The organism is Brevundimonas sp. Root608 (genome assembly GCF_001427825.1).
Lineage (GTDB): Bacteria > Pseudomonadota > Alphaproteobacteria > Caulobacterales > Caulobacteraceae > Brevundimonas.
In genome coordinates this window covers 24,441-49,731 of sequence record NZ_LMGT01000007.1, presented here as the reverse complement: position 1 = coordinate 49,731, position 25,291 = coordinate 24,441, and the positions used below count along the sequence as shown (strand labels likewise).

General features: G+C 68.7%; 17 protein-coding genes. 7 read left to right on the top strand and 10 right to left on the bottom strand.

Features of this window, described 5'->3' with window-relative positions; all coding sequences use genetic code 11:
- The first annotated feature begins 47 nt into the window (after positions 1-47).
- From rpsO to ASD59_RS10850, 3 genes are all read left to right on the top strand, one after another.
- The gene (gene rpsO / locus ASD59_RS10860; protein WP_055831653.1) at positions 48-317 is read left to right on the top strand and encodes a 30S ribosomal protein S15; all 270 of its coding nucleotides are present in this window, start codon (positions 48-50) and stop codon (positions 315-317) included.
- A gap of 238 nt (positions 318-555) precedes the next feature.
- A complete protein-coding gene (gene pnp, locus ASD59_RS10855) occupies positions 556-2,787 on the top strand; it encodes a polyribonucleotide nucleotidyltransferase (RefSeq protein ID WP_055831652.1) in 2,232 nt (743 codons plus the stop codon).
- Between the two features lie 246 nt (positions 2,788-3,033).
- Positions 3,034-4,701 (top strand): KAP family P-loop NTPase fold protein, encoded by a 1,668-nt coding sequence (locus ASD59_RS10850; RefSeq protein ID WP_082560161.1) that lies wholly within the window; start codon positions 3,034-3,036, stop codon positions 4,699-4,701.
- A 149-nt stretch (positions 4,702-4,850) separates the two neighbouring features.
- Here ASD59_RS10850 and clpB read toward each other — a convergent pair whose 3' ends face one another.
- Entirely contained in the window at positions 4,851-7,439 is a 2,589-nt protein-coding gene (clpB, locus tag ASD59_RS10845) for an ATP-dependent chaperone ClpB (RefSeq protein WP_055831774.1), read from the bottom strand.
- Between the two features lie 134 nt (positions 7,440-7,573).
- A complete protein-coding gene (locus ASD59_RS10840) occupies positions 7,574-9,841 on the bottom strand; it encodes an outer membrane beta-barrel family protein (protein ID WP_055831650.1) in 2,268 nt (755 codons plus the stop codon).
- A 240-nt stretch (positions 9,842-10,081) separates the two neighbouring features.
- Here ASD59_RS10840 and ASD59_RS10835 point away from each other — a divergent pair, with 240 nt between their 5' ends.
- The 3 genes from ASD59_RS10835 to ASD59_RS10825 all read left to right on the top strand — a co-directional run bounded on the left by ASD59_RS10835 (position 10,082) and on the right by ASD59_RS10825 (position 14,455).
- Positions 10,082-10,729, top strand: coding sequence for a LysE family translocator (locus ASD59_RS10835; RefSeq protein ID WP_235561806.1), 648 nt, complete (start codon positions 10,082-10,084; stop codon positions 10,727-10,729).
- 67 nt (positions 10,730-10,796) lie between these two features.
- Positions 10,797-12,407: a serine hydrolase gene (locus ASD59_RS10830; RefSeq protein WP_055831649.1), complete on the top strand. Its 1,611-nt coding sequence runs from the start codon at positions 10,797-10,799 to the stop codon at positions 12,405-12,407.
- An 86-nt stretch (positions 12,408-12,493) separates the two neighbouring features.
- Positions 12,494-14,455, top strand: a complete 1,962-nt coding sequence (locus tag ASD59_RS10825) for a hybrid sensor histidine kinase/response regulator (RefSeq protein ID WP_156377018.1) — start codon at positions 12,494-12,496, stop codon at positions 14,453-14,455.
- A 15-nt stretch (positions 14,456-14,470) separates the two neighbouring features.
- Here ASD59_RS10825 and ASD59_RS10820 read toward each other — a convergent pair whose 3' ends face one another.
- The 6 genes from ASD59_RS10820 to prmC all read right to left on the bottom strand — a co-directional run bounded on the left by ASD59_RS10820 (position 14,471) and on the right by prmC (position 19,949).
- Positions 14,471-14,881 carry a hypothetical protein gene (locus ASD59_RS10820; RefSeq protein WP_055831771.1) on the bottom strand — a complete coding sequence of 137 codons (411 nt, stop codon included), beginning with the start codon at positions 14,879-14,881 and terminating at the stop codon, positions 14,471-14,473.
- Positions 14,882-14,956: 75 nt separating this feature from the next.
- Positions 14,957-15,694 (bottom strand): DUF4893 domain-containing protein, encoded by a 738-nt coding sequence (locus tag ASD59_RS10815; RefSeq protein ID WP_055831648.1) that lies wholly within the window; start codon positions 15,692-15,694, stop codon positions 14,957-14,959.
- 52 nt (positions 15,695-15,746) lie between these two features.
- Positions 15,747-17,069, bottom strand: coding sequence for an FAD-dependent oxidoreductase (locus ASD59_RS10810; protein WP_200943722.1), 1,323 nt, complete (start codon positions 17,067-17,069; stop codon positions 15,747-15,749).
- Complete coding sequence (locus ASD59_RS10805) at positions 17,066-17,713, bottom strand: DUF4893 domain-containing protein (RefSeq protein ID WP_055831647.1); 648 nt, start codon at positions 17,711-17,713, stop codon at positions 17,066-17,068. Before ASD59_RS10805 ends, ASD59_RS10810 begins: the two co-directional genes overlap by 4 nt.
- A gap of 81 nt (positions 17,714-17,794) precedes the next feature.
- Positions 17,795-18,778, bottom strand: coding sequence for a DUF4167 domain-containing protein (locus ASD59_RS10800; RefSeq protein WP_055831646.1), 984 nt, complete (start codon positions 18,776-18,778; stop codon positions 17,795-17,797).
- A 277-nt stretch (positions 18,779-19,055) separates the two neighbouring features.
- Positions 19,056-19,949 carry a peptide chain release factor N(5)-glutamine methyltransferase gene (gene prmC, locus ASD59_RS10795; RefSeq protein ID WP_055831645.1) on the bottom strand — a complete coding sequence of 298 codons (894 nt, stop codon included), beginning with the start codon at positions 19,947-19,949 and terminating at the stop codon, positions 19,056-19,058.
- Between the two features lie 82 nt (positions 19,950-20,031).
- On the opposite strand from prmC, the gene ASD59_RS10790 reads away from it, so the two are divergent.
- The gene (locus ASD59_RS10790; RefSeq protein WP_055831644.1) at positions 20,032-21,276 is read left to right on the top strand and encodes a YihY/virulence factor BrkB family protein; all 1,245 of its coding nucleotides are present in this window, start codon (positions 20,032-20,034) and stop codon (positions 21,274-21,276) included.
- On the opposite strand, the gene prfA is transcribed toward ASD59_RS10790, so the two are convergent.
- Positions 21,273-22,340: a peptide chain release factor 1 gene (gene prfA / locus ASD59_RS10785; RefSeq protein ID WP_055831643.1), complete on the bottom strand. Its 1,068-nt coding sequence runs from the start codon at positions 22,338-22,340 to the stop codon at positions 21,273-21,275. The genes ASD59_RS10790 and prfA overlap by 4 nt on opposite strands.
- 211 nt (positions 22,341-22,551) lie before the next feature.
- A complete protein-coding gene (acnA, locus tag ASD59_RS10780) occupies positions 22,552-25,254 on the bottom strand; it encodes an aconitate hydratase AcnA (protein ID WP_055831642.1) in 2,703 nt (900 codons plus the stop codon).
- Positions 25,255-25,291 lie beyond the last annotated feature (37 nt).

The window sequence follows — 25,291 nt, the reverse complement described above, 5'->3', positions numbered from 1 at the left end:
CCCCCTCAAGCAGGGAACCAGCAGGGGCTCCAACATGGAGACTCCCGATGTCGATTACTGCTGAACGCAAGAACGAAGTCATCGCCGACAACGCCCGCACCGCCGGCGACACCGGCTCGGCCGAGGTCCAGGTCGCGATCCTCTCGGAACGCATCGCCAACCTCACCGAACACTTCAAAACCCACAAGAAGGACAACCACTCGCGCCGCGGCCTGCTCAAGATGGTCTCGCAGCGTCGTCGCCTTCTTGACCACCTGTCGAAGGTCGATCGCGAGCGCTACACCGCCCTGATCGGCAAGCTGAACCTGCGCCGCTAAGCGCAGATCGCGGAAGAGTTTCGAGGCGCGGGCCACGTCCGCGCCTCTTTCCGCATCCAGAGACCAGCCGCGCGCCGCGGTACGATCGGCGCATGACGCGAGGGCCATACCGGTCCTCTTCTTCCCGGGTCTTCCGCGATGGCGCGGACGCCCATGGACCGAAGGACTGAACGCCCGACGCTCCACCCACTGATGGGACCCCGCGCGGAATCCGCCCGCGGGATACGAAAGACGAAACATGTTCGATATCAAACGCAAGACGATCGACTGGGCCGGCCGCCCGCTGACGCTGGAAACGGGCCGCATCGCCCGTCAGGCCGACGGCGCCGTTCTGGCCACCTACGGCGAGACCGTCGTCCTCGCCACCGTCGTCTACGGTCGCGCGCCCAAGCCGGGCCTGGATTTCTTCCCGCTGACCGTCAACTACCAGGAAAAGACCTTCGCCGCCGGCAAGATCCCGGGCGGCTATTTCAAGCGTGAAGGCCGTCCGACCGAGAAGGAAACCCTCGTCAGCCGCCTGATCGACCGCCCGATCCGCCCGCTGTTCGTCAAGGGCTTCAAGAACGAGACCCAGGTCGTCATCACCGTGCTGCAGCACGACATGGAGAACGACCCGGACGTGGTCGGCATGGTCGCCGCCTCGGCCGCCCTGACCATCTCGGGCGTGCCCTTCATGGGCCCGATCGGCGCCGCGCGCGTCGGCTACATCGACGGCGAGTTCGTGCTGAACCCGACCCTGGACCAACTGCCCGACTCGCAGCTGGACCTGGTCGTCGCCGGCACCCAGGACGCCCTGATGATGGTCGAATCCGAAGCCAAGGAGCTGTCGGAAGAGATCATGCTGAACGCCCTGATGTTCGCGCATCGCGGCATGCAGCCGGTGATCGACGCCATCATCGAGATGGCCGAGCACGCCGCCAAGGAGCCCTTCGACTTCCAGCCCGACGACGTGTCGGACATCGTCACCTCGATCCAGTCGCTGGTCGGCGAGGACATCAAGGCGGCCTACACCCACGCCGGCAAGTACGAGCGCCGCACGGGCGTCGACGTGGCCAAGAAGAAGGCCGCCGAGAAGCTGGTGAAGACCGACGACAACCCGGACGGCGTGGACAGCGCCAAGTTCGGCGTCGCCTTCAAGGAATGCGAGGCCCACGTCCTGCGCCGCGACATCATCGACAACGGCCATCGCGTCGACGGCCGCGCCCTCGACAAGGTCCGCGACATCGTCTCGGAAGTCGGCGTCTTCCCGCGCACCCACGGCTCGGCCCTGTTCACCCGCGGCGAGACCCAGGCGATCGTGGTCGCCACCCTGGGCACCGGCGAGGACGAGCAGTACGTCGACGCCCTGTCGGGGACCTACAAGGAGAAATTCCTTCTCCACTACAACTTCCCTCCCTATTCGGTCGGCGAGACCGGTCGGATGGGCGGCGCCGGCCGTCGGGAAATCGGTCACGGCAAGCTGGCCTGGCGGGCAATCCGTCCGATGCTGCCGTCGGCGGAAGACTTCCCCTACACCATCCGTCTGGTGTCGGAGATCACCGAGTCCAACGGTTCGTCCTCGATGGCCACGGTCTGCGGATCGTCGCTGGCGCTGATGGACGCGGGCGTGCCGCTGAAGCGTCCCGTCTCGGGCATCGCCATGGGCCTGATCCTCGAGCCCTCGGGCGAGTTCGCCATCCTGTCCGACATCCTGGGTGACGAAGATCACCTGGGCGACATGGACTTCAAGGTGGCCGGCACGCGCGAAGGCATCACCTCGCTGCAGATGGACATCAAGGTCGCGGGCATCACCGAAGAGATCATGCGCAAGGCGATCGCCCAGGCTTCGGCCGGCCGCCTGCACATCCTCGACGAGATGGACAAGGCCATCGACGGCGCCCGCACCGAGCTGGGCGAATACGCGCCCAAGATCGAGTCGATCAAGGTTCCGACCGACAAGATCCGCGACATCATCGGCACCGGCGGCAAGATCATCCGCGAGATCGTCGAAAAGACCGGCGCCAAGATCAACATCGAGGACGACGGCACGGTGAAGATCGCCGCCTCGGACCAGGAGAAGATCGACGCGGCCAAGAACTGGATCTCGTCGATCGTGTCCGAGCCCGAGCCCGGCATGATCTACTCCGGCAAGGTCGTGAAGGTCGTCGACTTCGGCGCCTTCGTGAACTTCTTCGGCGCCAAGGACGGTCTGGTCCACGTGTCGCAGATCAGCCTGGAACGCGTCGCCAACCCGGCCGACGTCCTGACCGAAGGCCAGGAAGTGAAGGTCAAATTCCTGGGCATGGACGACCGCGGCAAGACCAAGCTGTCGATGAAGGTCGTCGATCAGGAAACCGGCGAGGACATCACCGACAAGATCAACGCCGAGCGCGCTGAACGCGGTGAACCGGCCCTGTCGGACGACACCGGCGGCCGTCCGAAGCGTGAAGGCGGCGGCGGCGATCGTGATCGCGGACGCAGCCGTCGCTAAGCGGCGACTTCGCTGAAATGGATGAGGCCCCGGTGGTGACGCCGGGGCCTTTTTCTTTGGGCGGAGAGTCCGGAGTCGGCGGGGAAAACGGGGGACAAGGCGGACACATCGGACTCAGCGGGGTGAGGAAAAACACCGTTCACACCGTTCACATCGTGCGCCTGCCTTGGGTGGGATTTGATTGTCAAAGATCGCGGGCGAAGGTCAGGGCGGGATTGTCGCACGGGCCGTTCCTGCGGCTGGGAGATGACGCTGCTGGTTGCGGGATCGCGCGACGGATCAGGGGGTTCGGCGTGCGAAGTCGTCTCGCTGGCGGCGGATTGCCGGCATTGTCTCCTTCCTCTCTTGACCACGATCAGCAGACACCGGACGTTGCAACCGTGGGACACGTGGCGGGGCAATATGACGGTTGATTTGGCTCAGATTTGGAAGGGCGATTTGCTTGGCCGAAAGGCGGACGGGCAACTCCTCTATGAGTTTCTGGTCCGGCGTCACGCCGAGCGTAGAGCAGCCTCAATTCCTGGCGCTTATGTCGTCAACCTGAACGCAAGTTGGGGCCACGGAAAATCCTTCTTCATGCAGCGCCTCGCGGCGCAGATGCGCGCCGAGGGGCACCTGACGGCCTTCGTCAACGCATGGCGGGACGACAGCACAAAAGAACCCGTGGTGGCGGTCATGGCTTCGATAGAGGAAAGCCTTGCTCCCTATTTCGCCAAGAATGACGCAGTCCGAAAATCGTGGGACGCAACCAAAGCCCACGGCGCAACTATCTTTGCAGCGCTAATCAAAGGGGTGGGTCGTCGATTGGCCGAGAAGTACGCCGGGCAGGCGGTCGATGAGATCGGCGCGCTGTTAGAGCGCGACGATTTTCTCCCTGAGCAGATCGAGGAATACCTTGAGGGCAACGAAGCAGCGGTCAGCGGAGCAGTCGCAACCGAGATCACCACGCTCCTGACCAAATTCGTGGACCGGAAAATCGCCGATTATAAATCGCGGATCGATAGTGCGGCGCAGTTCCAGAACCGGTTGAAGACCATCTTGGCCTCTCTTGAAGCCGAGACTGAGGTCAAGCTTCCGCTTTTTGTCCTGATCGACGAACTAGATCGCTGTCGGCCAACCTACGCCATAGAAATGCTGGAGCAGGTCAAGCACCTCTTCGATATCGACAATACGATCTTCCTCATTGCCACTGACGGTGACCAGCTCGCGCATTCCGTGCGGGCAGTTTACGGCGAAGGATTTGATGGCGCAGGCTATCTCCTAAGATTTTTCCACCGTCACTATCGTTTCGAAAGTCGCGATCTGGCAGCATTCAGCGACTATTTGTTTGCCCTCAACGACATAGATCTTTCCAAACTCGGCACGCCGTTTGAGACGTCGCCATCGGAAATTTTCGTCGGCGCGATGGATGCCTACAAAGTGACGCTCCGCGACGCTGAGCAGATCTTTGATATCCTTAAGTCTTGCGTCACCATGTGGGATGAGCGAGTTCCCATTGAACTAAATGTTATCCTGCCGCTGATCATCCATTTCCACCGACGGCAGTTTGACGACATGGCCGCCTACTTCTCGGAAAGCCAACGTGCCAACGGACCAAAATCGCCTTGGATGATAACCGCTGAGTATGTTGATCGTGGCCGGCTTAATCGTGGGCCGATTAACGTTCAAACTTTGAATTCACAGGTAATAGGTCGACTAAACGAGCCGGTTATCAATGTTCTCAAGAGCGAATACGCAGACTACAAGACAAGTTACGTCGCCGGCATCTTTGAGCGAGAGCTCCAGAAGATCCACCACGGCCGGTATCGTGGTGAGGGTCCGAAGACCGTCGCCAGTCAGTATTTCGGTCTTGTCCAAAGCGTTGGTCGGCTCGCTGCGCCCGCGGACGAGGGTGGGATCGAAACGGTTGGCTAAAACGGCTTGGCTGATCGCCATGCTTGGGCATTCTGGTTATTCTGATCTTGTGGCGAGTACTTCCAATCAAAGGCATACGAGAATCCGCAAATGAGGGATCCGCGAATTCCCGATTCTCCCCCATGGCGGAGCAACGGCTGAGAACGACCCTAGTGCACCCGCGCCTTCCCGATCTCCAGCCCGCCATCCCCCGCTGACACGGCGATCACCGACCCGTCCTCGATCTCGCCCGCCAGAAGCTTCCGCGCGATCGGATCGACGAGATCCTTCTGGATCACCCGCTTGAGCGGCCGCGCGCCATAGACCGGGTCGTAGCCCTTGTCGGCCAGCCAGGCGTAGGCGCTGTCGTCCAGCGAGATCGTCAGTCTCCGGTCGGCCAGCAGTTTCTCGAACCGGGCCATCTGTATGCGGACGATCCCGGCCATCTGGTCGCGGCCGAGGCGGCGGAACAGGATGATCTCGTCGATGCGGTTGAGGAACTCGGGGCGGAAATGGCCGCGGACCTGTTCCATGACATAGGGGCGGACGCTCTCGACGTCGTCGCCCTCGCCCTGGCCGGCCAGGGCCTCCGAGCCGAGGTTGGAGGTCATGATGATCAACGTGTTCTTGAAGTCGATGACGCGGCCCTGACCGTCGGTCAGGCGGCCGTCGTCGAGCACCTGGAGCAGGACGTTGAAGACGTCGGGGTGGGCCTTTTCCACCTCGTCGAACAGGACGACCTGATAGGGGCGGCGACGCACGGCCTCGGTCAGGGCGCCGCCCTCGTCATAGCCGACATAGCCGGGAGGGGCGCCGATCAGGCGGGAGACGCTGTGCTTCTCCATGTATTCCGACATGTCCATGCGGGTGATGGCGGCCTCGTCGTCGAACAGGAATTCGGCCAGGGCCTTGGTCAGCTCGGTCTTGCCGACGCCCGTGGGGCCGAGGAAGAGGAAGCTGCCCAGCGGGCGGTTGGGGTCGTTCAGGCCGGCGCGGGCGCGGCGGACCGCGTCGGAGACGGCGGTCAGGGCCTCATCCTGGCCGACGACGCGGCGGGACAGGGCGTCCTCCATCTTGAGCAGCTTTTCGCGCTCGCCCTCCAGCATCTTGTCGACGGGGACGCCGGTCCAGCGGGAGACGACCTGGGCGATCTGTTCGGCGTCGACGACCTCGGGGGTCAGGGGGCCGGATTTGTCGGCCTCGGCGGCCTCGGCGTCGGCGAGTTGTTTCTCGATCTGGGGGATCTGGCCGTAGGCGATCTCTGACGCGCGGCCCAGGTCGCCGGCGCGCTGGGCGGCGGCCAGTTCGGCGCGCAGGCGGTCGAGGGTTTCGCGCAGCTGGGCGCCCTGGCCGACCTTTTCCTTCTCGGACTTCCAGCGGCTGGTCAGGTCGTCGGACTGGCCCTCGAGGTCGATGATCTCGTCTTCCAGTTTTTCGAGACGGGCGACGGAGGCCTTGTCGGTCTCCTTCTTCAGGGCCTCGCGCTCGATCTTGAGCTGGACCAGACGGCGGTCGATTTCGTCCAGCGCCTCGGGCTTGGAATCGACGGCCATGCGGACGCGGCTGCCGGCCTCGTCAATGAGATCGATGGCCTTGTCGGGCAGGAAGCGGTCGGTGATGTAGCGGTGGCTGAGCGTGGCGGCGGCGACGATGGCGCTGTCGGAAATGCGCACGCCGTGGTGGACCTCATACTTCTCCTTGATGCCGCGCAGGATGGAGACGGTGTCCTCGACGCTGGGCTCCTCGACGAAGACGGGCTGGAAGCGGCGGGCGAGGGCGGCGTCCTTCTCCACATGCTTGCGGTACTCATCCAGCGTGGTGGCGCCGACGCAGTGCAGCTCGCCGCGGGCCAAGGCGGGCTTCAGCAGGTTGGAGGCGTCCATGGCGCCGTCGCCTTTGCCCGCGCCGACCAGGGTGTGCATCTCGTCGATGAACAGGATGATGCCGCCCTCGGCCGCGGTGACCTCGGCCAGCACGGCCTTGAGCCGCTCCTCGAACTCGCCGCGGTATTTGGCGCCGGCGATCAGGGAGCCCATGTCGAGGGCCATGACGACCTTGTCGCGCAGGGATTCCGGCACGTCGCCGTTGACGATGCGCAGGGCCAGGCCCTCGACGATGGCGGTCTTGCCGACGCCGGGCTCGCCGATCAGGACGGGATTGTTCTTGGTGCGGCGGGCGAGGACCTGGATGGTGCGGCGGATCTCCTCGTCGCGGCCGATGACCGGATCGATCTTGCCGTCGCGGGCGGCCAGGGTCAGGTCGCGGGCGTAGCGTTTGAGGGCGTCATAGGCGTCCTCGGCCCCGGCGCTGTCGGCGGTCTTGCCCTTGCGGACGTCGGCGATGGCGGCGTCGAGCTTGTCGGGGGTCGCGCCGACGGATTTGAGCACCTCGGCGGCGACGCCGCCCTCGCGGGCGATGGCGGACAGCAGACGTTCGGTGGTGACGAAGGCGTCGCCGGCCTTTTTCGAGGCTTCCTCGGCGCTGGAGAAGACCCGGGCGGTGTCGCCGTCGAGATAGATCTGGCCCGAGCCGCCGGTGACCTGGGCCCGCTTCTTGAGCGCCGTTTCGGTCGCGGCCTCGGCCCTGGCCGCGTCGCCGCCGGCGGCGGTGATCAGGTTGCGGGCGAGGCCGTCGCGCTCTTCCAGCAGCACCTTGAGCAGATGTTCGGGGGCGAACTGCTGGTGGCGGCGGGCCAGGGCCAGCGACTGGGCGGACTGGACCGCCTGTTTGGCGCGGTCGGAGTAGAGGTCGAGATTCACGGCGGCTCCCCTGATCAGGCGGACTGTGCGCTCAAGCACGCCCTTTCAGGAAGCGACGCCTTGAGATGGCGCAAATCTGGGTGTGGCGATCCCGCCACACAAGGGGCCAGGACGGGACCGCCTCCCCGACGCCGTCAGTTGCCGGTGGTCGGGGCCGTGAAGTCGAACTGTTCCGGCGGCCGCCGCTGGCCCGAGCCGAAGGTCCAGGTCAGGCCGACATAGGCCGCGCGCCCGCCGAAGGTCTGGCTGGTGCGGTCGCTGAAGGTCGGCGTCTCGAGGGTGGTGGTCGAGCCGAACTGGTCGAAGAGGTCGCGCACGGTGGCCTGGAAGGACCAGTCCTTGTTGAGCTTCCGCCGGTAGCCGAGGTTGACCAGGGTGGCCTGCTCGCGCACGCCCTGGGCCAGCAGCTGATCTCCCGTCCAGATGCCGGACACCTGCAGGAAGTCGACCTCGGTCGGCTGCCAGTTCAACGTCAGGCGGCCGCCGACGCTCTCGCCCTCGCGGTCGACGGCGCCGGGAATGCCCGAGGCGTCGATCGCCTGGCGCCAGGCGTTGACGCTGGCGTTGTAGCGCAGGGTCGGGTGCAGCGCGCCGTTGGCGACCAGTTCGAGGCCGGTGAAGGTGCTGGAGCCCAGGTTTTCGGGCCGGGTCAGGAAGATGCCGCCAGGCAGTTCGCTGGTCACCTGGGTGAAGGCGTCGGTGGTGTCGCGATAGTAGAGGGTGGCCTGGTAGAAGGTCTGCTGGACGCGCTTCTGCCACATCACCTCGAAGGAGTCGGTCTCCTGGGGCAGCAGGTCGGGGTTGCCGGAGCGGTAGTTGAGGTTGTCCTGGTAGGTCAGGAAGGGGTTCAGGTCCTGGGGGCCGGGCCGCTGGATGCGGCGGCTGTAGCTGCCGCGCAGGGTCTCGCCCTCGCGCAGGGTGTACTGCAGGTGGCCGGTCGGATAGGCGCGGAAATAGGCGTTGGACGACTGGATGCCGGTGGTGACCTGGTCGAGGTCGATATCGGCCTGTTCCAGCCGCAGGCCGAACTGGGCCGACAGCTTCTCGCTGAACGGCCGCTCCCAGGTGGCGTAGAGGGCGTGCACCGCCTGGTCGACGTGGAACTCGTTGGAGACGATGGGATCGCGGACCAGGGCCGCCGGCGAAGGGCCGCGGGCGACGAAATTGTCGAGCTCCAGATTGACCGCCTGCAGCTCATAGCCGAGGCGCAGCCGGCCGCCGTCGGCCAGGGGGCGGACATAGGCGCTGGTGACCCCGATCTGGTTCTGGCGGTTGCGGTTGTCGATGGTCTCGAAGGCGCGGGGCGCGGCCGGGATGCGCTGATCGACCTCGGTGTCGAAGCCGAAGGTGAAGCGGTTGCGGTCGAACCGGACCTCGTTGGACCATTCATGGCCCTGATCGTTGAAGCGGCGCAGCAGCCGCGCCGAACCGCCCGAGAACTGGCCGGCGAAGCCGCCGCGCGAGTTGCGGGTGTAGGCCGTGGCCAGGCCCCCGCCGGCGGCGTCCGCCTCATAGAGGTCGACCGCGTCGGCCAGGCTGTCGACGTCGACATGGCGGACGTCGCCGGTCAGCTGGGTCTTGTCGTCGAGATTGTGCTCGACCGCCAGCCGCACGAAGATGTTGTCGTTGTCGCCCTCGATGTTCTGGGACTGGCGCGCCTCGAGGAACTGGCCCGAACCGGCGTCGAAGCGTTCGCGGACGCGCTCCACCTGCTGCAGGAAGAGGTCGTGGCGCACGCCGAGGTCGGCCGACAGGGTCGTCTTTCCGATCACCTGGGCGATGCTGCCGCCGAAATTGTAGCGCCCGTTGTCGCCGATATTGGCCCTGAGCGAACCGGTGGTCGTATTCCCCGGGCGCGGGGCGTTGGGCCTGGAGATGAGGTTGATCACGCCGCCGGACCCCTCGGGGCTGTAGGCGGCCGAGGGGTTGGTCATCACCTCGATGCGGGCGTACTGGCTGGCCGGAATCTGCTGGATCAGCTGGCCGCGGCTGGGGCCGTTGAACTGGGTCGAGGGCCGGCCGTCGACCAGGATGGTCACATTCGCGTCGCCGCGCAGACTGACGTTCCCGTCGGGATCGACCTCGACCGAGGGCACGTTGCGCAGGGCTTCGGCCAGGGTTCCGGTCGCGGCCTGCAGGTCGTTCGCGAGGCTGTAGCTGACGGAGTCGATCGAGGTGCGGACCTCGTTCGGCTGGGCGGTGACGACCACGTCGTCGAGCGCCGCCGCGTCTTCGGACTCTTCAGCGTCCTCGGCCGGAGCCTCTTCCTGCGGAGCGGCCGCGGCCGGCGGCGGAGTCTGCGCCGGAGCCGGGCGCGCGGGAGCCGGCGTCTGGGCGAAGGCCGCGCCCGACGAGGTCGCCAGGGCTGTGCCGACAAGCAGCAGGAACCGGATTGAAGTCATGAGGTGCGCCCCCTGCGCGTGGTCGGGCGGTGCGGCCCGTCAAGTTTCCTTTCCATATCGTCCGGCCGGGGCTCGAGCGAGTTACATCTTCTTCATGACGTGGCCTTCAGAACCAGCCACCTTTCCGCCGCAGATTGCCGGTCGTCCCGGGCCGGGAAGACCGGCGTTCCGTCTCTGGTCTTCCCGCCGGGCAGGCGATAGTTCGAGCGACAGACCTTCGTGGTCACCGGAGCGACCCTCTTGATCTCCCACGCCGCCTGGCCGGTCGATCCCGGCGTCATCCTTCCCTTCCTCGTGGCCGTCGCCCTGATCGAGCTGACGCCAGGGCCGAACATGGGGTGGCTGGCGCTGGTGTCGCTGGCGCGCGGGCGACTGGCCGGGTTCGCCGCCGTGGCGGGGGTGACGGTCGGGCTGGCGATCTGGATGCTGGCCGCCGCCTTCGGCCTGACCCAGGCGCTGGTGATCTGGCCGCCGCTGTTCCAGTTGATCCGCTGGGCCGGGGTGGTCTTCCTGCTGTGGCTGGCGTGGGAGGCCTGGCGCGGCGACGGCGACCCGGCGGCCGGCGACGGGGACGAGCACCGGACGGTGCGCGGCCTGTTCCTGCGCGGCCTGACGGGCAATCTGCTGAACCCCAAGGCGGCGGTCTTCTATGTCGCCCTGCTGCCGACCTTCATGCGCCCGGACCACGGCTCGCCGCTGGCGCAGGCGCTGACCCTCGGCGGGCTGCATCTGCTCGTGGCGGCGGCGGTTCATTCGTTGATCGTGCTGGGCGCGGCCCGCGCCGGCGGCCTGGTGGTGACGCGGATGCAGGGGCCGGTGCTGCGCGCCGTGATGGCCGGGGGCATCGCCGTCGTGGCCGTGTGGATGGCCTGGGAGACGCGGCGCTGAGGCGGCGATGGACAGGGTCCGCGCGGGCGGGCTAGCGTCCGCGCCGGGTTCCCCGGGAGTCGCCTGCATGTCCATCCGCCTCACGCGCCGCGCCGCGCTGATTTCATCCGTGGCCGGAGCGGCCGTCCTGCCGTCGCGGGGCTGGGCCCGGGCGGCCAACGACAGCGCGACGCTGGCGGACCAGGTCGACGCCTATGTGAAGCGGGTCATGGCGGCCTTTCCGGATCAGCCGGCGGTGTCGGTGGCGCTGGTCAAGGACGGCGAGGCGGCGCTGACCCGCGGCTACGGCGTGCGGGCCATCGGCGGGGCGGCGGTCGACGAACACACCCTGTTCGCCATCGCCTCCAACACCAAGGCGGTGACCTGCGCCGCCCTGGCCATGCTGATCGACGAGGGCAAGGTCGCGTGGGACGAGCCGGTGCGGACGTATCTGCCAGGGTTCAGCCTGTCGAAGCCCGAACTGAACGCCATGGTCACGGTGCGCGATCTGGTCAGCCACCGGATCGGCTTCGGGCTGGGCGCCGGGGACCTGCTGTTCTGGCCCAACAGCGACCGGACGCGGGCCGAGATCATGGCCGCCGTGCCGCATGTGCCGATCGAGGACAGCTTCCGCACCACCTACCACTACTGCAACCTGATGTTCGTGGTGGCGGGCGAGGTGGTGGCGGCGGCCTCGGGCATGGCGTGGGAGGATTTCGTCCAGACCCGGATTCTGGACCGGCTGGGCATGAGCGAGACCCTGCCGCTGATGACCGCCGCCGACCCGGCGAAGTCGGCCCTGCCGCACGGCCGGCTGGGGCCGCCGCTGCGCTACCAGGGCGAGATGCAGACCATCGGCCGGTCGATCCAGGAGGTGTGGAACTGGTCCTCGGCGGGGGCCGCGGGCGGCTTCGTCACCACCCCGGTCGACTGGGCCAAATGGATCGCGGTGCAGCTGGCGCGCGGGGCCCTGCCGGACGGGACGCGGCTGTATTCGGAAGCCCGCGCCAACGAGATGTGGCGGCCCAACATCATCATCTCCAGCTCGGCGGGGCCGACGGAGACCCTGCCGGGGCGGGCCATCGCCTCGACCTATGCGACCGGCTGGCAGGTGCAGGACTATCGCGGCGAGCGGATGATCACCCACGGCGGAGGAGCGCCCGGCTATGTCTCGGGCACGGTGCTGATCCCCGGACGGAACGCGGGCTTCTCGTATTTCACCAATGCCGAGGAGAGCTTCCTGACCCGGGCGCTGCGCAGCGGGATCACCGACATCGTCATGGGCAAGGCGGATTTCGACTGGGTCGCCGACGGCGTGCGTCTGCGGGCCGAGGGCGATGCCAGATCCGTTGCGGCCGCCGCCGAAATCGACGCCAGACAGGCCGCGGGCGCGCCGCCGTCCCTGCCGCTGGCGGCCTATGCCGGCACGTGGCGCGATCCCTGGTACGGCGACATCACCATCGAGGCGCGGGACGTGGTGTTGTGGCTGACCTTCAGCCGCACCCCGGCGTTGCAGGGCCCGCTGGAGCCGTATGACGGCGACACCCTGAGAACGCGTTTCACGGACCGGCGCGAGGAGGACGTCTTCATCACCTTCACCCTCGAGAACGGACGGCCGGTCTCGGCGACGATGAAGGCGGTCAGTCCGGACGCGGACTTCTCGTACGACTACCAGGACCTGCGTCTGACCAGGGTCTGAGGGCGCGCGGGCGCCGGAACTATCGGCGCGCGGGGACCGTTGTCCCCGCGCGTGCCGGGCGGGGGCCCGGGGCGGGAGGGGCGTGAATGACGGGCATGGAGGGCGCCGCGACGACCCACGACGACGCTCGCTACCGGCTGCTGGTCAACGCCATCACCGACTACGCCATCTACATGCTGGATCCCGACGGCCGCGTGGTCAGCTGGAACGCCGGCGCCGAGCGGTTCAAGGGCTATACCCCGGGCGAGATCATCGGCGATCATTTCTCGCGCTTCTATACGCCGGAAGACCAGGCCGCGGGCGTGCCCGCCAGGGCGCTGGGCGAGGCCGCGACCGAGGGGCGGTTCGAGCAGGAGGGCTGGCGGGTCCGCAAGGACGGCAGCCGGTTCTGGGCCCACGTCGTCATCGACCCGATCCGGTCCCCCGAAGGGCCGCTGATCGGCTTCGCCAAGATCACGCGGGACCTGACCGAGCGGAAACTGGCCGCCGAGACCCTGCGCAAGAGCGAGGAGGAATTCCGCCTGCTGGTGCAGGGCGTCGTCGACTACGCCATCTACATGCTGGACGGCGAGGGGCGGGTCACGACCTGGAACCTCGGCGCGCAGAGGATCAAGGGCTATCGGCCCGAGGAGATCATCGGCAGCCATTTCTCGACCTTCTACACCGAGGAGGACCGGAGCGCCGGCGCGCCCGCCGAGGCGCTGGCCGTCGCCACGAGCGAGGGGCGGTTCGAGACCGAGGCCTGGCGGGTCCGCAAGGACGGCTCGCGCTTCCGGGCCCATGTCGTCATCGACGCGATCCGCGACGACGACGGCGCGCTGCTGGGGTTCGCCAAGGTCACGCGCGACGTGACGGAGCGGCTGGAGGCGCAACGGGCGCTGGAGAGCGCCAGGGAGGCCCTGTTCCAGTCCCAGAAGATCGAGGCCATCGGCCAGCTGACCGGCGGCATCGCCCACGACTTCAACAATCTGCTGATGGCCGTGCTGGGAAGCCTGGAGCTGGTGCGCAAGCGCCTAGACTACGATCCGCGGATCACCCCCCTGCTCGAGAACGCCATCCAGGGCGCCGAGCGCGGCGCGGTCCTGACCCAACGAATGCTGTCGTTCGCCCGCAAGCAGGAACTGACCTTCGTGGCGGTGGATATTCCGTCGCTGGTCCGGGGCATGTCCGAATTCATCGCGCGCACCATCGGTCCGAGCATCGACGTCTCGGTGCGGTTTCCGCCGGGGCTGCCGCGGGTGCACACCGATCCGTACCAGCTGGAAGCCGCGATCCTCAACCTGGTCGTCAACGCCCGGGACGCGATGCCGCAAGGCGGGAAGATCACCATCAGCGCCCGGACTGACGCGAGCGCCGACGCGCCCCGGGCGGAGTCGGGCGCGGCCGGCTTCGTGCGGATCAGCGTCCAGGATACGGGCGGGGGGATGGACGATGAGACGCTGCAACGCGCCACCGAGCCCTTCTTCACCACCAAGGGCGCGGGCAAGGGCACCGGTCTGGGCCTGTCGATGGTTCATGGGCTGGCCGAGCAGTCGGGCGGCCGCCTGGGTCTGGTCAGCCGCGCGGGCGAGGGCCTGACCGCCCATATCTGGCTGCCTGTCGCCGGGGCGGGCCAGGACGGAGCGGCGCCGGACAGCGGGCCGTCAGCCGCGTCAGGGCGCCGGGGTCTGCTGATCCTCGCCGTGGATGACGACCCGCTGGTTCTGATCAACACCGTCGCCATGCTGGAGGACCTCGGTCACACGGTGATCGGGGCGGCGTCGGCGACGGAGGGCCTGGAGGCGGCCCGCGCGCACGCGGCGCTCGATCTGGTCATCACCGACGAGGTCATGCCGAGGATGAGCGGCTCGCAGATGGCGGCCGAGATTCTCGGGTCGAGGCCCGACCTGCCCATCGGCGTCGCCACCGGCTACGCCGACATGGCGGATCGCGGCAGCCGGCTGAGCCTGGGCCTGCCGCGGCTGGCCAAGCCGTTCACCCAGGACGCCCTGGCGAGCTTCGTCGATCAGCTGATGCTGGCCGTCGCCGTGGCGGACCCGGCCTCCTGAGGGAGCCGGTCGCGGCTATTCGGTCTGGCGGCGCGAGACCCGGCCGGCCTCGAGCACGGGCATGCCGGCCTCGGTGGGGATGTAGATGGTCTCGCGGCCGGCCTTGCCCGCCGTTTCCTTGAGCATGTCGATATAGGCCCAGCGCAGGTAGTTGTCCGGGCCGCCGAGGCTTTCCGCCATGATGCGGTTGGCCTCGTTGGTGCCGCGGGCGCGGGCGACCTCGGCCTGGGCGGTCAGCTGGGCCGAGTCGAGCGCGGCCTGGGCCTCCAGCACGCGGATGCGCCGGTCCTGCACGGCCTGCTCATAGGCCGCCTTGCCCTGCATCTGCTTGGCATAGACGTTGTAGGTCGGCATGCCGACCAGGGCGATGGCGGCGACGATGACGACGGCGATGATCGCCCCGATGGTGATGCTGGAACCGCGCATGAAGACCCCCTGACAGTCCGCGGACCGGTCCGCGTGCACGAGAGTCGTCGCGGGCGGTCCGGGGGTCAAGCGCGGTCAGCGGGTCAGTTCGAGAATCTCGAGCTTGGAGTCGACCTTGGGCCACGGGATGACGAGGCGCCAGCGGTTCGAGCCGATGCGCTCGAAGACGCCGACCTGGTCGCGGACGGTCTGTTCGCCGTAGCGGGGGAAGGTCGTCTCATCCATGCCCCAGGCCTGGGCGCCGACGAAGACGAGGCGACGATCCGTGTCCGGATAAAGCAGGCCGCGGGTGCGCTGCGATCCGGTGGTCTTGGTCAGGACCAGATCGCCGCCGGGGGTCAGTTCTATGGCGCAGCGGAACCAGGGATATTCAAGGTATCCGGGTCCGCCGGGGTTGTTGGTCCCGAGCTTGATGGTGCGGCAGCGGTACGGTCCCGGCGCAGGCTGGAGGCGGCCGGTCTGTCCGGCGTTGGGATCGACCAGCGGGCCGAGCGCCTCGACCTGGGCGGCGAAGCCCTTGTCCTCGGCCTCGGCGCGGCCGAGACGCCAGGCCTGGTCGAGACGGCCGAGGGCCGAGGCGTCGGCGGCGGAAGCGACGCGACGCCAGTCGGCGGCTCCACCCTGTTCGCCGTCGGCCGGCGGCGCGGAGGGCCGGCCGGGGCCAGGCGTTTCACCCGGGGACGGGACCGCCCGGCCCGTGGCGGGGGAAGGCGCCGCCGTCGAGGGTGCGGCGGGATCGCCGGCGGGCGCCGAACCGTCCCCGCAGGCGGCGAGCAGGGCTGCGAGCGAGGCGACGGCGACGAGGGTTCGCATGAGGCATTCCTTGGCGGCTGAACCGTGGAAACGGTCGCGGCCTGAAGGAGTTTCAGCCGCCTTCGGACGATCGCGGATCCAGCAGCACGCCGGCGACCGTGGCGGCCAGCAGGCGCGGCGCCAGGGGCAGGCGCGCGACCTTGCCCAGCACATGGTCGCGGACCCAGGGCAGGAGCCGGCCGTCGGCCTGGTAGAAGGGGGTGAAGCCGAGGCTGAGCGCCTGATACAGCCGCACATGCCAGCGGCGGGCGCGGGCGTAGGCGTCGAGCGCCGTCGGCAGGTCGCGATGGCGGACCAGGGCGTCGGCGAGGGCCTGGGCGTCCAGCAGGCCCATGTTCACCCCCTGGCCGAGCTGGGGGCTGGTGGAATGGGCGGCGTCGCCCAGCACGGCCAGCCGGTCCTCCACGGGGCGGCCCAGGGTCTGGTGGCCATAGGAGGCCAGGGTCATCTGCTCGCGATCGGTGATGGCGTCCATGACGGGCGCCAGCTCGGGCCACAGGCGCAGACAGTGGTCCTTCCAGCTCTCCAGCCCGAGCGCGTGCCAGTCGGGCCAGATCTCGGTCTTCAGGCTCCAGAAGAAGGTCGCCAGCGGCGCGCCCGGCGCGCCGGGGAGGACGCCGCAGGGCAGGACGCCGAGCATGCGGCTGGCGCCCAGATAGACCTGTTCGAGCGCCGTCGGATCGAACGGCGCGCCGGGCCAGGGGACGGTGGTCCAGAGGGCGCCCCAGGCGAGGTCGCGGCGCTCCGCGCCCATGCCGGCGGCGATGGCCGAGCGGGCGCCGGACGCATCGATGACGAGATTGAACGGGGCGCTGCGGCGGCCGCCGCTGTCGATCAGACGGCCCGCGTCGGCGCGGACGATCTCGCGGTCCGTCTCGAAGTCGACGCCGGCCTCGACGCAGGCCTCGTACAGGATGGCGAACATGGCGGCGCGGTGGATGCCGATGGCCGGGCGTGGATGCTTCAGGTCGCTGTAGCGGACGTCCAGGACCACGCGGCCGCGGCGGGCCTCGCGGCCGAAAATATGGTCGATGCGCTGGCCGCAGGCTTCGACCTCGGGGGTCAGGCCCAGCCGGTCCAGCACGTGCAGGCCTGTGGGCTGGAGCATGAAGCCGGCGCCCAGGGGCCGGGGCGTCGCGAACCGCTCGTGGACCATGACGCGCCGTCCCTGCCGGGCCAGCATCAGGGCGACGGCGAGGCCGGCGGGCCCGGCGCCGACGACGGCGATGTCGGCGACGCGCGCCCGCCGCGGCGGCGGCGGGATGTCGAGCGCCGCCTCCCTGACGAGCTGCGGTCGTCGGCCCTTCGGGACCGTGGTCGCCGCGGCCGGTCTGGCCCGCGACTTGCGGGGTTTGGGGGCCGGCCTGTCCGTCACGCGGGGACGAGTTCGATCACGTCGAGGTTCGACTCGGCCCGGGGCCAGGGCAGGACCAGCCGCCAGCGGCGGTCGCCGATCCGCTCCAGCACGGCGATCAGGTCGCGGTCGGGACGCTGGCCGTAGGAGTTGGCGGCGGGCTCCTCGGCCAGGGCGAGGGAACCGAGCAGGATCATCTGGCGGTCGTTCTCGGGGAACAGCAGTCCGCCCGGGCGCTGGCTGCCGGTCAGTTTGGAGAATTTCAGGCCGCGCGGCGTGCGTTCGATGCGGCAGGCGAACCAGCCGTAGACGACATAGCCGAGCCCCTGCTCGCCCCCCTGCGAGCCCAGTTTGACCGTGCGGCAGCGGTAGTCGCCCGGCGGCGGGGCCACGGGCGCGCGGCGGATGTCGGGGTCGATCAGATCGCCGAGGGCGCGCAGGTCGCCCGAGCCGGCCTGGCGGCGGGCCTGCTGCAGGGCCAGGGACCAGGCGGCGTCGCGGCGCGCGTAGCGGTCGCGGTCGGCCGCGGTGACGACGCCGCGCCAGTCGCGCAGGGCGGCGCCCGAGCCGCCTGGCGGCGGCGGAGGCGGCGGGGCGCTGGCGCAGGCGGCGAGGATCAGCGTCGCGAGGGCGATCAGGGCCGGGGATCGCGACAGGCGGGACATGGGCGCTCCGGTCAGGTTCGGGCGCTCTTTGGGCCAGTCCGCGGCGGCTGCGTCAAGCGCGCCGGCGCCGCGGGCGGACCCTCAGTCCTCGGCGGGAGCCTCGACCTTGCGGCGCGGGGCGCGGCGCTTGGGCGCGGCGGGCTCGTCGGCGGCGTCGGCTTCGACCGGCGCGGGGGCCGAGGGGGCCGGAGCCGTCGAGCGGGTCAGGAAGCCGGGCAGGGCCGAGGGACCGTCGTCGGTCGCCACGCCGGCGTCGCGGCGCGGGCGGCGTTCGGGACGTTCGGCGCGGGCCGGGCGTTCGGCCGGCTCGGGACGGTCCGCGCGTTCGGGGGTTTCGGCGCGGGCCTCCGAGGTCTCGTCGGAAGCCGGGGCGTCTCCTTCGGCGCGCTCGCCGCCTTCGCGGTCGAAGCGGGCGCCGCGTTCGAGCTGGCGGCGCTCCCAGCGTTCGCGGCGGGTCTCGCGGCGGCTGCCGTCGGCGTTGGTGGTCGCCTCGCCCTCGGGGCGGGGCTCGCGGGGTTCGCGTTCGGGACGGGGCTCGCGCTCGGCGCGGGGCTGGTCGTCGCGGTCGCGCCATTCGCGGCGCGGCTGTTCGCCCTGACGGTCGCCGGAGCCGCCGTTCTGGCGCTCCTCGTTCTCGCGCTGGCGGGCCTCGATCTGGGCGATGCGGTCGGCCTCGACCTTTTCGGCGGCCATGATGGCGGCGGCCTGGGCGCCGGTCTCGTCCTCGAAGTCGATGTCGAAGCCCTGGCCGGCCAGTTCGCGCTGGGCGATCTCGGAGACGGGGCGCGAGGGCTGCAGGGCGCGCAGGACGCGGAAATAGTGTTCGGCGTGCTGGGTGTAGTTCTCGGCCAGCACCCGGTCGCCGGCGGCCGAGGCGTCGCGCGCCAGCTGCATGTAGCGTTCGTAGACGGTCTGGGCGTTGCCGCGGACCTTGATGTTCTCGGGGCCCTGGGAATCCCAGGACCGGTTCGGATTGGTGGCGTTGGCGTTGTTGTTGCCGCCGCCGCTGCTCCCGGGCTTTCTGTTGCGTCCGCGCTGACGCTTCATGCCCTTGAAATCTCTCATCGGACGCTCGTGCTTTGTATGAGGGACGGTCCGCGGCGGTGGCCGTGGGCGCTGTCCGTTTGGTCGTTCCGCTTCGTTCCGGGGCCAATCCCCGCTGACGATGTGATCGGAAATCCGTCGCCGCCCCGTGGTCCGCCGGGCGACCCGGCCCGACCGTCACTGCCCTGATGCGCGCATGAATGGGCCTGAACCGGTCCAAGGCGTGCGTTTTGGGTGGGAGACAGTCAGAGACTTAGCGCGAGCGGGGGCGGTTTCCAAGGCCTAGTTTTCGGACCGCCTACATCTTCGGGATCGGATTTGTCCTGGGGTCCGGCCCGTTGGTGACGACGCGGTCGCGGTCCGACAGGTCCTTGACGACGATGACTCCCTCGAATCCCGCCGCCTCGAACAGGGCCTTGACCTGCGGGCCCTGGTCCCAGCCGATCTCGACGGCGAAGATGCCGTCGGGACGCAGGATGCGGCGGATCTCGGGGGCCAGTTCGCGGTAGGCGACGAGGCCGTCGGGACCGCCGTCCAGCGCCAGCAGGGGGTCGTGGTCGCGCACCTCGGGGTCGAGGCCCGGGATGTCGTCCGAGGGGATGTAGGGCGGGTTGGACACCACCAGATCGAAGCTGTGATCGCCGAAGCCCGCAGCCCATTCGGTGCGCAGGAAGGTCGCCCGGTTGTCGAGCTCGAGGTTGGCGGCGTTCTCCTTCGCCACGGCCAGGGCCTCGGACGAGATGTCGGTGCCGACGCCGCGCGCCCCGGCCCGCTCGGCCAGGGTGGCCAGCAGGATGGCGCCCGAGCCGGTGCCGAGGTCGATCATCTCGAACGCCTGGTGCGGCGGATAGGCCAGCATGACGACGTCGAGGATGGCCTCGGTATCCGGTCGCGGGCTGAGGACGTCGGGGGTGACGTTCAGCATGATCTTCCAGAAGCCCTTCCTGCCGAGGATGCGCGACACGGGCTCGCGGCGCAGGCGGCGTTCGACGAAGGCGTCGAGGGCGGCCTGCTGCTCGGCGGTCACGGCGCGATAGGGGTCGGTGAGAATGTCGGTGCGGGTCGCGCCGGTGGCGGCTTCCAGCAGCAGGCGGGCGTCGATCGAGGGGCTGTCGATGCGGCCGGCCTTGAGCACGGCCGTGGCGGCCTTCCAGGCGGCGACCAGGGTCAGGGCGGGAGCGATGTCGGTCATGCGCTGGCATTGACGCGGCTTTGCGGGGATATCAAGCGCAGCGGCGCCGGAACGCGCGCCGGAGGGAGCCGTTGAGGCCGGGATGCGAAGACAATCGGGACACAAGGGCGGACCGGGCGGCGGGCTGGGCCCGTGGGGCATGATCGGGGCGATCATGGGCGGTCTGGCGGCCGGAGCGGGCGCCGCGCATCTGGTCTATTCGCGCGGACACAAATTCGGGCTGGAATTGAGGGCCCGCAGGCCCGAGCCGCTGCCGCCGCGCGCGCCGACGCCCGAGGAGTTCGACGCCAGGGAGCCGGGCCGCGGCCGGCTGGCGCAGCGCCCCGAGCATATTCCGCACAAGGGCTGGGTCGATATCTTCTGGCGGCTGGGCATGTCCTATTTCGGGGACCGGGTGGGCTTCCTCGCGGGGGGCGTGACCTTCTTCGTCATGCTGTCGCTGTTCCCTACCCTGGCGGCCTTCGTGACCGTCTACGGCCTGTTCGCCGATCCGACCGACGCCGCCGCGCGCGTGTCCTTCCTGTATTCGGTGATGCCGCCGGGGGTGGCGCAATTCCTGTCAGGCGAGATGCAGCGGCTGGCCGAGAACTCCAACACCCAGCTGACCTTTACCCTGATCTGGACCCTAGCCCTGTCGCTGTGGACCGCGAACGGCGCGATCAAGGTGCTCTTCTATGGGCTGAACGTCGCCTATCACGAGGTCGAGAAGCGCCACATCGTGAAATACAACCTGATGTGCATGGCCTTCACCGTCGGGGGGCTGGCTTCGATCATGGTCACGGCGGGCCTGATCGTGGGCGTGCCGCTGGCGCTGGGGCTGTTCGGCTGGGCGGCCGAATGGAGCTATCTGGCCCCCTTCCGCTGGCCCGCGCTGCTGCTGGTCTATGGCGCGGCCCTGACGCTGATCTACCGCCTCGGGCCCTGCCGGCAGAAGGCGCGCTGGCGCTGGCTGACGCCCGGCGCGATCTTCGCCGCCCTGTCGAGCCTGATCCTGTCGCTGGTGTTCAGCTGGTATCTGCAGACCTTCGTGCGCACGGCCTACTACGGGCCGCTGGCGGCGATGATGGGCTTCCTGCTTTGGACGTGGCTGAGCGTGCAGATCATCATCATGGGCGCCGAACTGAACGCCGAGATCGAGCACCAGACGGCCATCGACACCACCACGGGCGAACCGCTGGCGATCGGCGAGCGCGGCGCGGTGGTGGCGGATACCGTCGGGCCGAAGCGCGGCTCGCCGGCGGCGCTGGCGTTCACGCTGAAGCACGCCGAGGCCTTGTCAGACCGGCTTCTGAGGCGGCGGGCCCGCAAGGACCCGGAAAACCTTTAGCCGAACTCGGCCTCCAGATCGGCCAGACGCGCCGCCTGGTCCTCGGCGATCAGGGCGTTCAGCAGGGGGTCGATGTCGCCCTCGAGGATCTGCGGCAGGCTGTGCAGGGTCAGGCCGATGCGGTGGTCGGTCACGCGGCCCTGCGGGAAGTTGTAGGTGCGGATACGCTCCGAGCGGTCGCCCGAGCCGACCTGGGATTTGCGCGAGTCGGAGCGCGCGTCGTCCTTCATCTGGCGCTGCATGTCGTACAGGCGGACGCGCAGATTCTTCATCGCCTTGTCGCGGTTGACGTGCTGCGACTTCTCGGACGAGGTCACCACGATCCCCGACGGGAAGTGGGTGATGCGCACGGCGGAATCGGTCTTGTTGACGTGCTGGCCGCCCGAGCCGGAGGCGCGGAAGGTGTCGATGCGGATGTCCTTGTCCTGGATGTCGATCTCGACGTCCTCGACCTCGGGCAGGACGGCGACCGTGGCGGCCGAGGTGTGGATGCGCCCTTGGGCCTCGGTCGAGGGCACGCGCTGGACACGGTGGACGCCGCTTTCGAACTTCAGCCGGCCGAAGACGCCGTCGCCGGTGACGGTGGCGATGATCTCCTTGTAGCCGCCGGCGTCGCCCTCGGTGGCCGAGTCCAGCTCGACCTTCCAGCCGCGGTTGGCGGCGTAGCGCGAATACATGCGGAACAGGTCGCCGGCGAACAGGGCGGCCTCGTCGCCGCCGGTGCCGGCGCGGACCTCGAGCACGGCCGAGGCGTTCTCGTCGGCGTCGCGCGGGGCCAGCAGCAGGGCCACGTCGCGCTCCATCTCCGGCAGGCGCTCCTTCAGCGTCTGCAGCTCGTCCGCGGCCATTTCGGCCATCTCGGGATCGGCGGCCATGGCCTCCAGATCGGCCATCTCGGCCCGCGTTTTCGCCAGGGCCATGACCGCCTCGGCCACCGGCTTCATCTCGGCGTGTTCCTTCGACAGGCGCACGATCTCCTGCCCGTCGCTGGCCGCACCCATCCGCGCCTCCACCTGGTGGAAGCGGTCGAGCACCTGATCGAGCCGGGCCTGGGGCAGTCGCAAGGGGGAAAAGTCCTGAAATCCGAACGGGCGGGACGCATAGCCCAGTGCATCCCCGGCTGTCGAGGAAGGCGCCCCGGCGTGGTCGAGGCGGCGCTTCAGCGAGGGGGAGCGGCGGTCCGCCGGCCTCCCCGGCGTCGCGCCCTTCCGTCAGCGCATGCCTGCGCCGCGCCCCCTCCCCGTCGCTTCGCGACAGGGAGGAGACCGCAGGACGCTATTCGGAGCCGCGCGCGAGGTTGCGCAGCACATAGGGCATGACCCCGCCGGCCTTGAAGTAGTCCATCTCGGTCTGGTTATCGATGCGGCAGCGGACCGGGAAGCGGGCCATCTTGCCGTCCGACGGGCGGAACAGCTCGACCCACAGGTCCTGACGCGGACGCAGCTTGCCGACATTCACGTCCGACAGGCCGCGGATGGTGACGATCTCCTCGCCGGTCAGGCCCAGACGCAGCCAGCCCTCCATCTTGAACTGCAGCGGCACGACGCCCATTCCGACCAGGTTGGAGCGGTGGATGCGTTCATAGCTCTCGCCGATCACCGCGCGCACGCCCAGCAGGCGGGTGCCCTTGGCCGCCCAGTCGCGCGACGAGCCGGTGCCGTATTCCTTGCCCGCGAACACGACCAGCGGCCGGCCCTCGGACTGGTAGCGCATGGCGGCGTCGTAGATCGACATCGTGTCCTGCGACGGGAAGTGACGCGTGACGCCGCCCTCGATGTCCGGGGTGATCTTGTTGCGGATGCGGATGTTGGCGAAGGTGCCGCGCATCATCACTTCGTGGTGGCCGCGGCGGGCGCCGTAGCTGTTGAAGTCGAGCGCGTCGACGCCGCGGCTGGTCAGATAGGCGCCGGCGGGCGAGGTCTTCTTGATCGAACCGGCCGGGCTGATGTGGTCGGTGGTGATCGAGTCGCCGAAGATGGCCAGCACGCGCGCCTCGACGATGTCGGCGACCGGGGCCGGCTCCATCGACAGACCCTCGAAATAGGGCGGGTTGGCGACATAGGTCGAGGCCTCGTCCCAGGCGTAGGTCTGGCCGCCCTCGATCTTGATGCCCTGCCAGTGCTTGTCGCCCTTGAACACGTCGCCATAGCGTTTGGCGAACATGGCCGGGGTGACCGACTTCTTCTGGATGTCGGCGATCTCCTTCGAGGTCGGCCAGATGTCCTTGAGGAAGACGTCCTTGCCCTTCTTGTCCTGGCCGATCGGATCCTTGGAGATGTCGATCCGCATCGACCCGGCCAGGGCGTAGGCCACGACCAGCGGCGGCGAGGCCAGATAGTTGGCCTGGACGTCCGGGTTCACCCGGCCCTCGAAATTGCGGTTGCCCGACAGGACCGAGGTGGCGACCAGGCCGTTGTCGTTGATCGTCTTCGAGATCGCGTCCGGCAGCGGGCCCGAGTTGCCGATGCAGGTGGTGCAGCCGTAGCCGACCAGGTTGAAGCCCAGCGCATCCAGATCGGCCTGCAGGCCGGCGGCGGTCAGATAGTCGGTGACCACCTGCGAACCGGGGGCCAGCGAGGTCTTGACCCACGGCTTGACCTTCAGGCCCAGCTTGTGGGCCTTGCGCGCCACCAGACCGGCGGCGATCAGGACCGACGGGTTGGAGGTGTTGGTGCAGCTGGTGATGGCGGCGATGACCACGTCGCCGTCGCCGAGGTCGAACTTCTCACCCTCGACCTGAACGCGCGGGGCGTCGGTCGGGCGGCTGAAGACCTCGCCCAGCGCCGTCTCGAACGACGGGGCGGCGACGGTCAGTTCGACCTTGTCCTGCGGACGCTTGGGACCGGCCAGCGACGGCACGACCGTGCCCATGTCCAGCTCCAGCACGTCGGTGAAGATCGGGTCTTCCGAGGTCTCGTCGATCCACAGGCCTTGAGCCTTGGCGTAGGCCTCGACCAGGGCGACGCGCGCCTTGTCGCGGCCCGTGGCGGTCAGATAGTCGATGGTCGCGCGCGACACCGGGAAGAAGCCGCAGGTGGCGCCGTATTCCGGGGCCATGTTGGCGATGGTGGCCTGGTCCTCGATGGTCAGGCTGGTCACGCCGGGGCCGAAGAATTCGACGAACTTGCCGACCACGCCCTTCTTGCGCAGCATCTGGGTGACGGTCAGGACCAGATCGGTGGCGGTCGTGCCTTCCGACATGGCGCCGGTCAGTTTGAAGCCGATGACCTCGGGGATCAGCATCGGGATCGGCTGGCCCAGCATGGCCGCCTCGGCCTCGATGCCGCCGACGCCCCAGCCCAGAACGGCCAGGCCGTTGATCATGGTCGTGTGGCTGTCCGTGCCGACCACGGTGTCGGGATAGGCGACGGTCTTCTTGCCCTCTTCCAGCGTCCAGACGGTCTGGGCGAGGTTCTCGAGGTTCACCTGGTGGCAGATGCCGGTGCCGGGGGGCACGACGCGGAAATTGTTGAAGGCCGACGAGCCCCAGCGCAGGAATTTGTAGCGCTCGATGTTGCGCTCATATTCGCGCTCGACGTTCTGGTTGAAGGCGCCCGGGGTGCCGAAATGGTCGACCATGACCGAGTGGTCGATGACCAGATCGACCGGGTTCAGAGGATTGATGCGGGTCGGGTCGGCGCCGAGGGCGCTCATGGCGTCGCGCATGGCGGCCAGATCGACCACGGCCGGAACGCCCGTGAAGTCCTGCATAAGCACCCGGGCCGGGCGGAAGGCGATCTCGTGCTCGACCGAGCCCTTGTTCTCGGTCCAGGCGGCGATGGCGCGCAGGTCGGCCTCGGTGACGGAAACCCCGTCCTCGTTGCGCAGCAGGTTCTCCAGCAGCACCTTCATCGAGCGCGGCAGACGGGAAATCCCGGCCAGACCGGCTTCCTCGGCGGCGGGAAGGCTGTAATAGGCGTACTTCTTGCGCCCGACGGAAAGGTCCTGACGGGTCTTGAGGCTGTCGTTCGACGGCATGGAGAGGCTTCCTCTGGTCAACGCCGCCCGACAATCC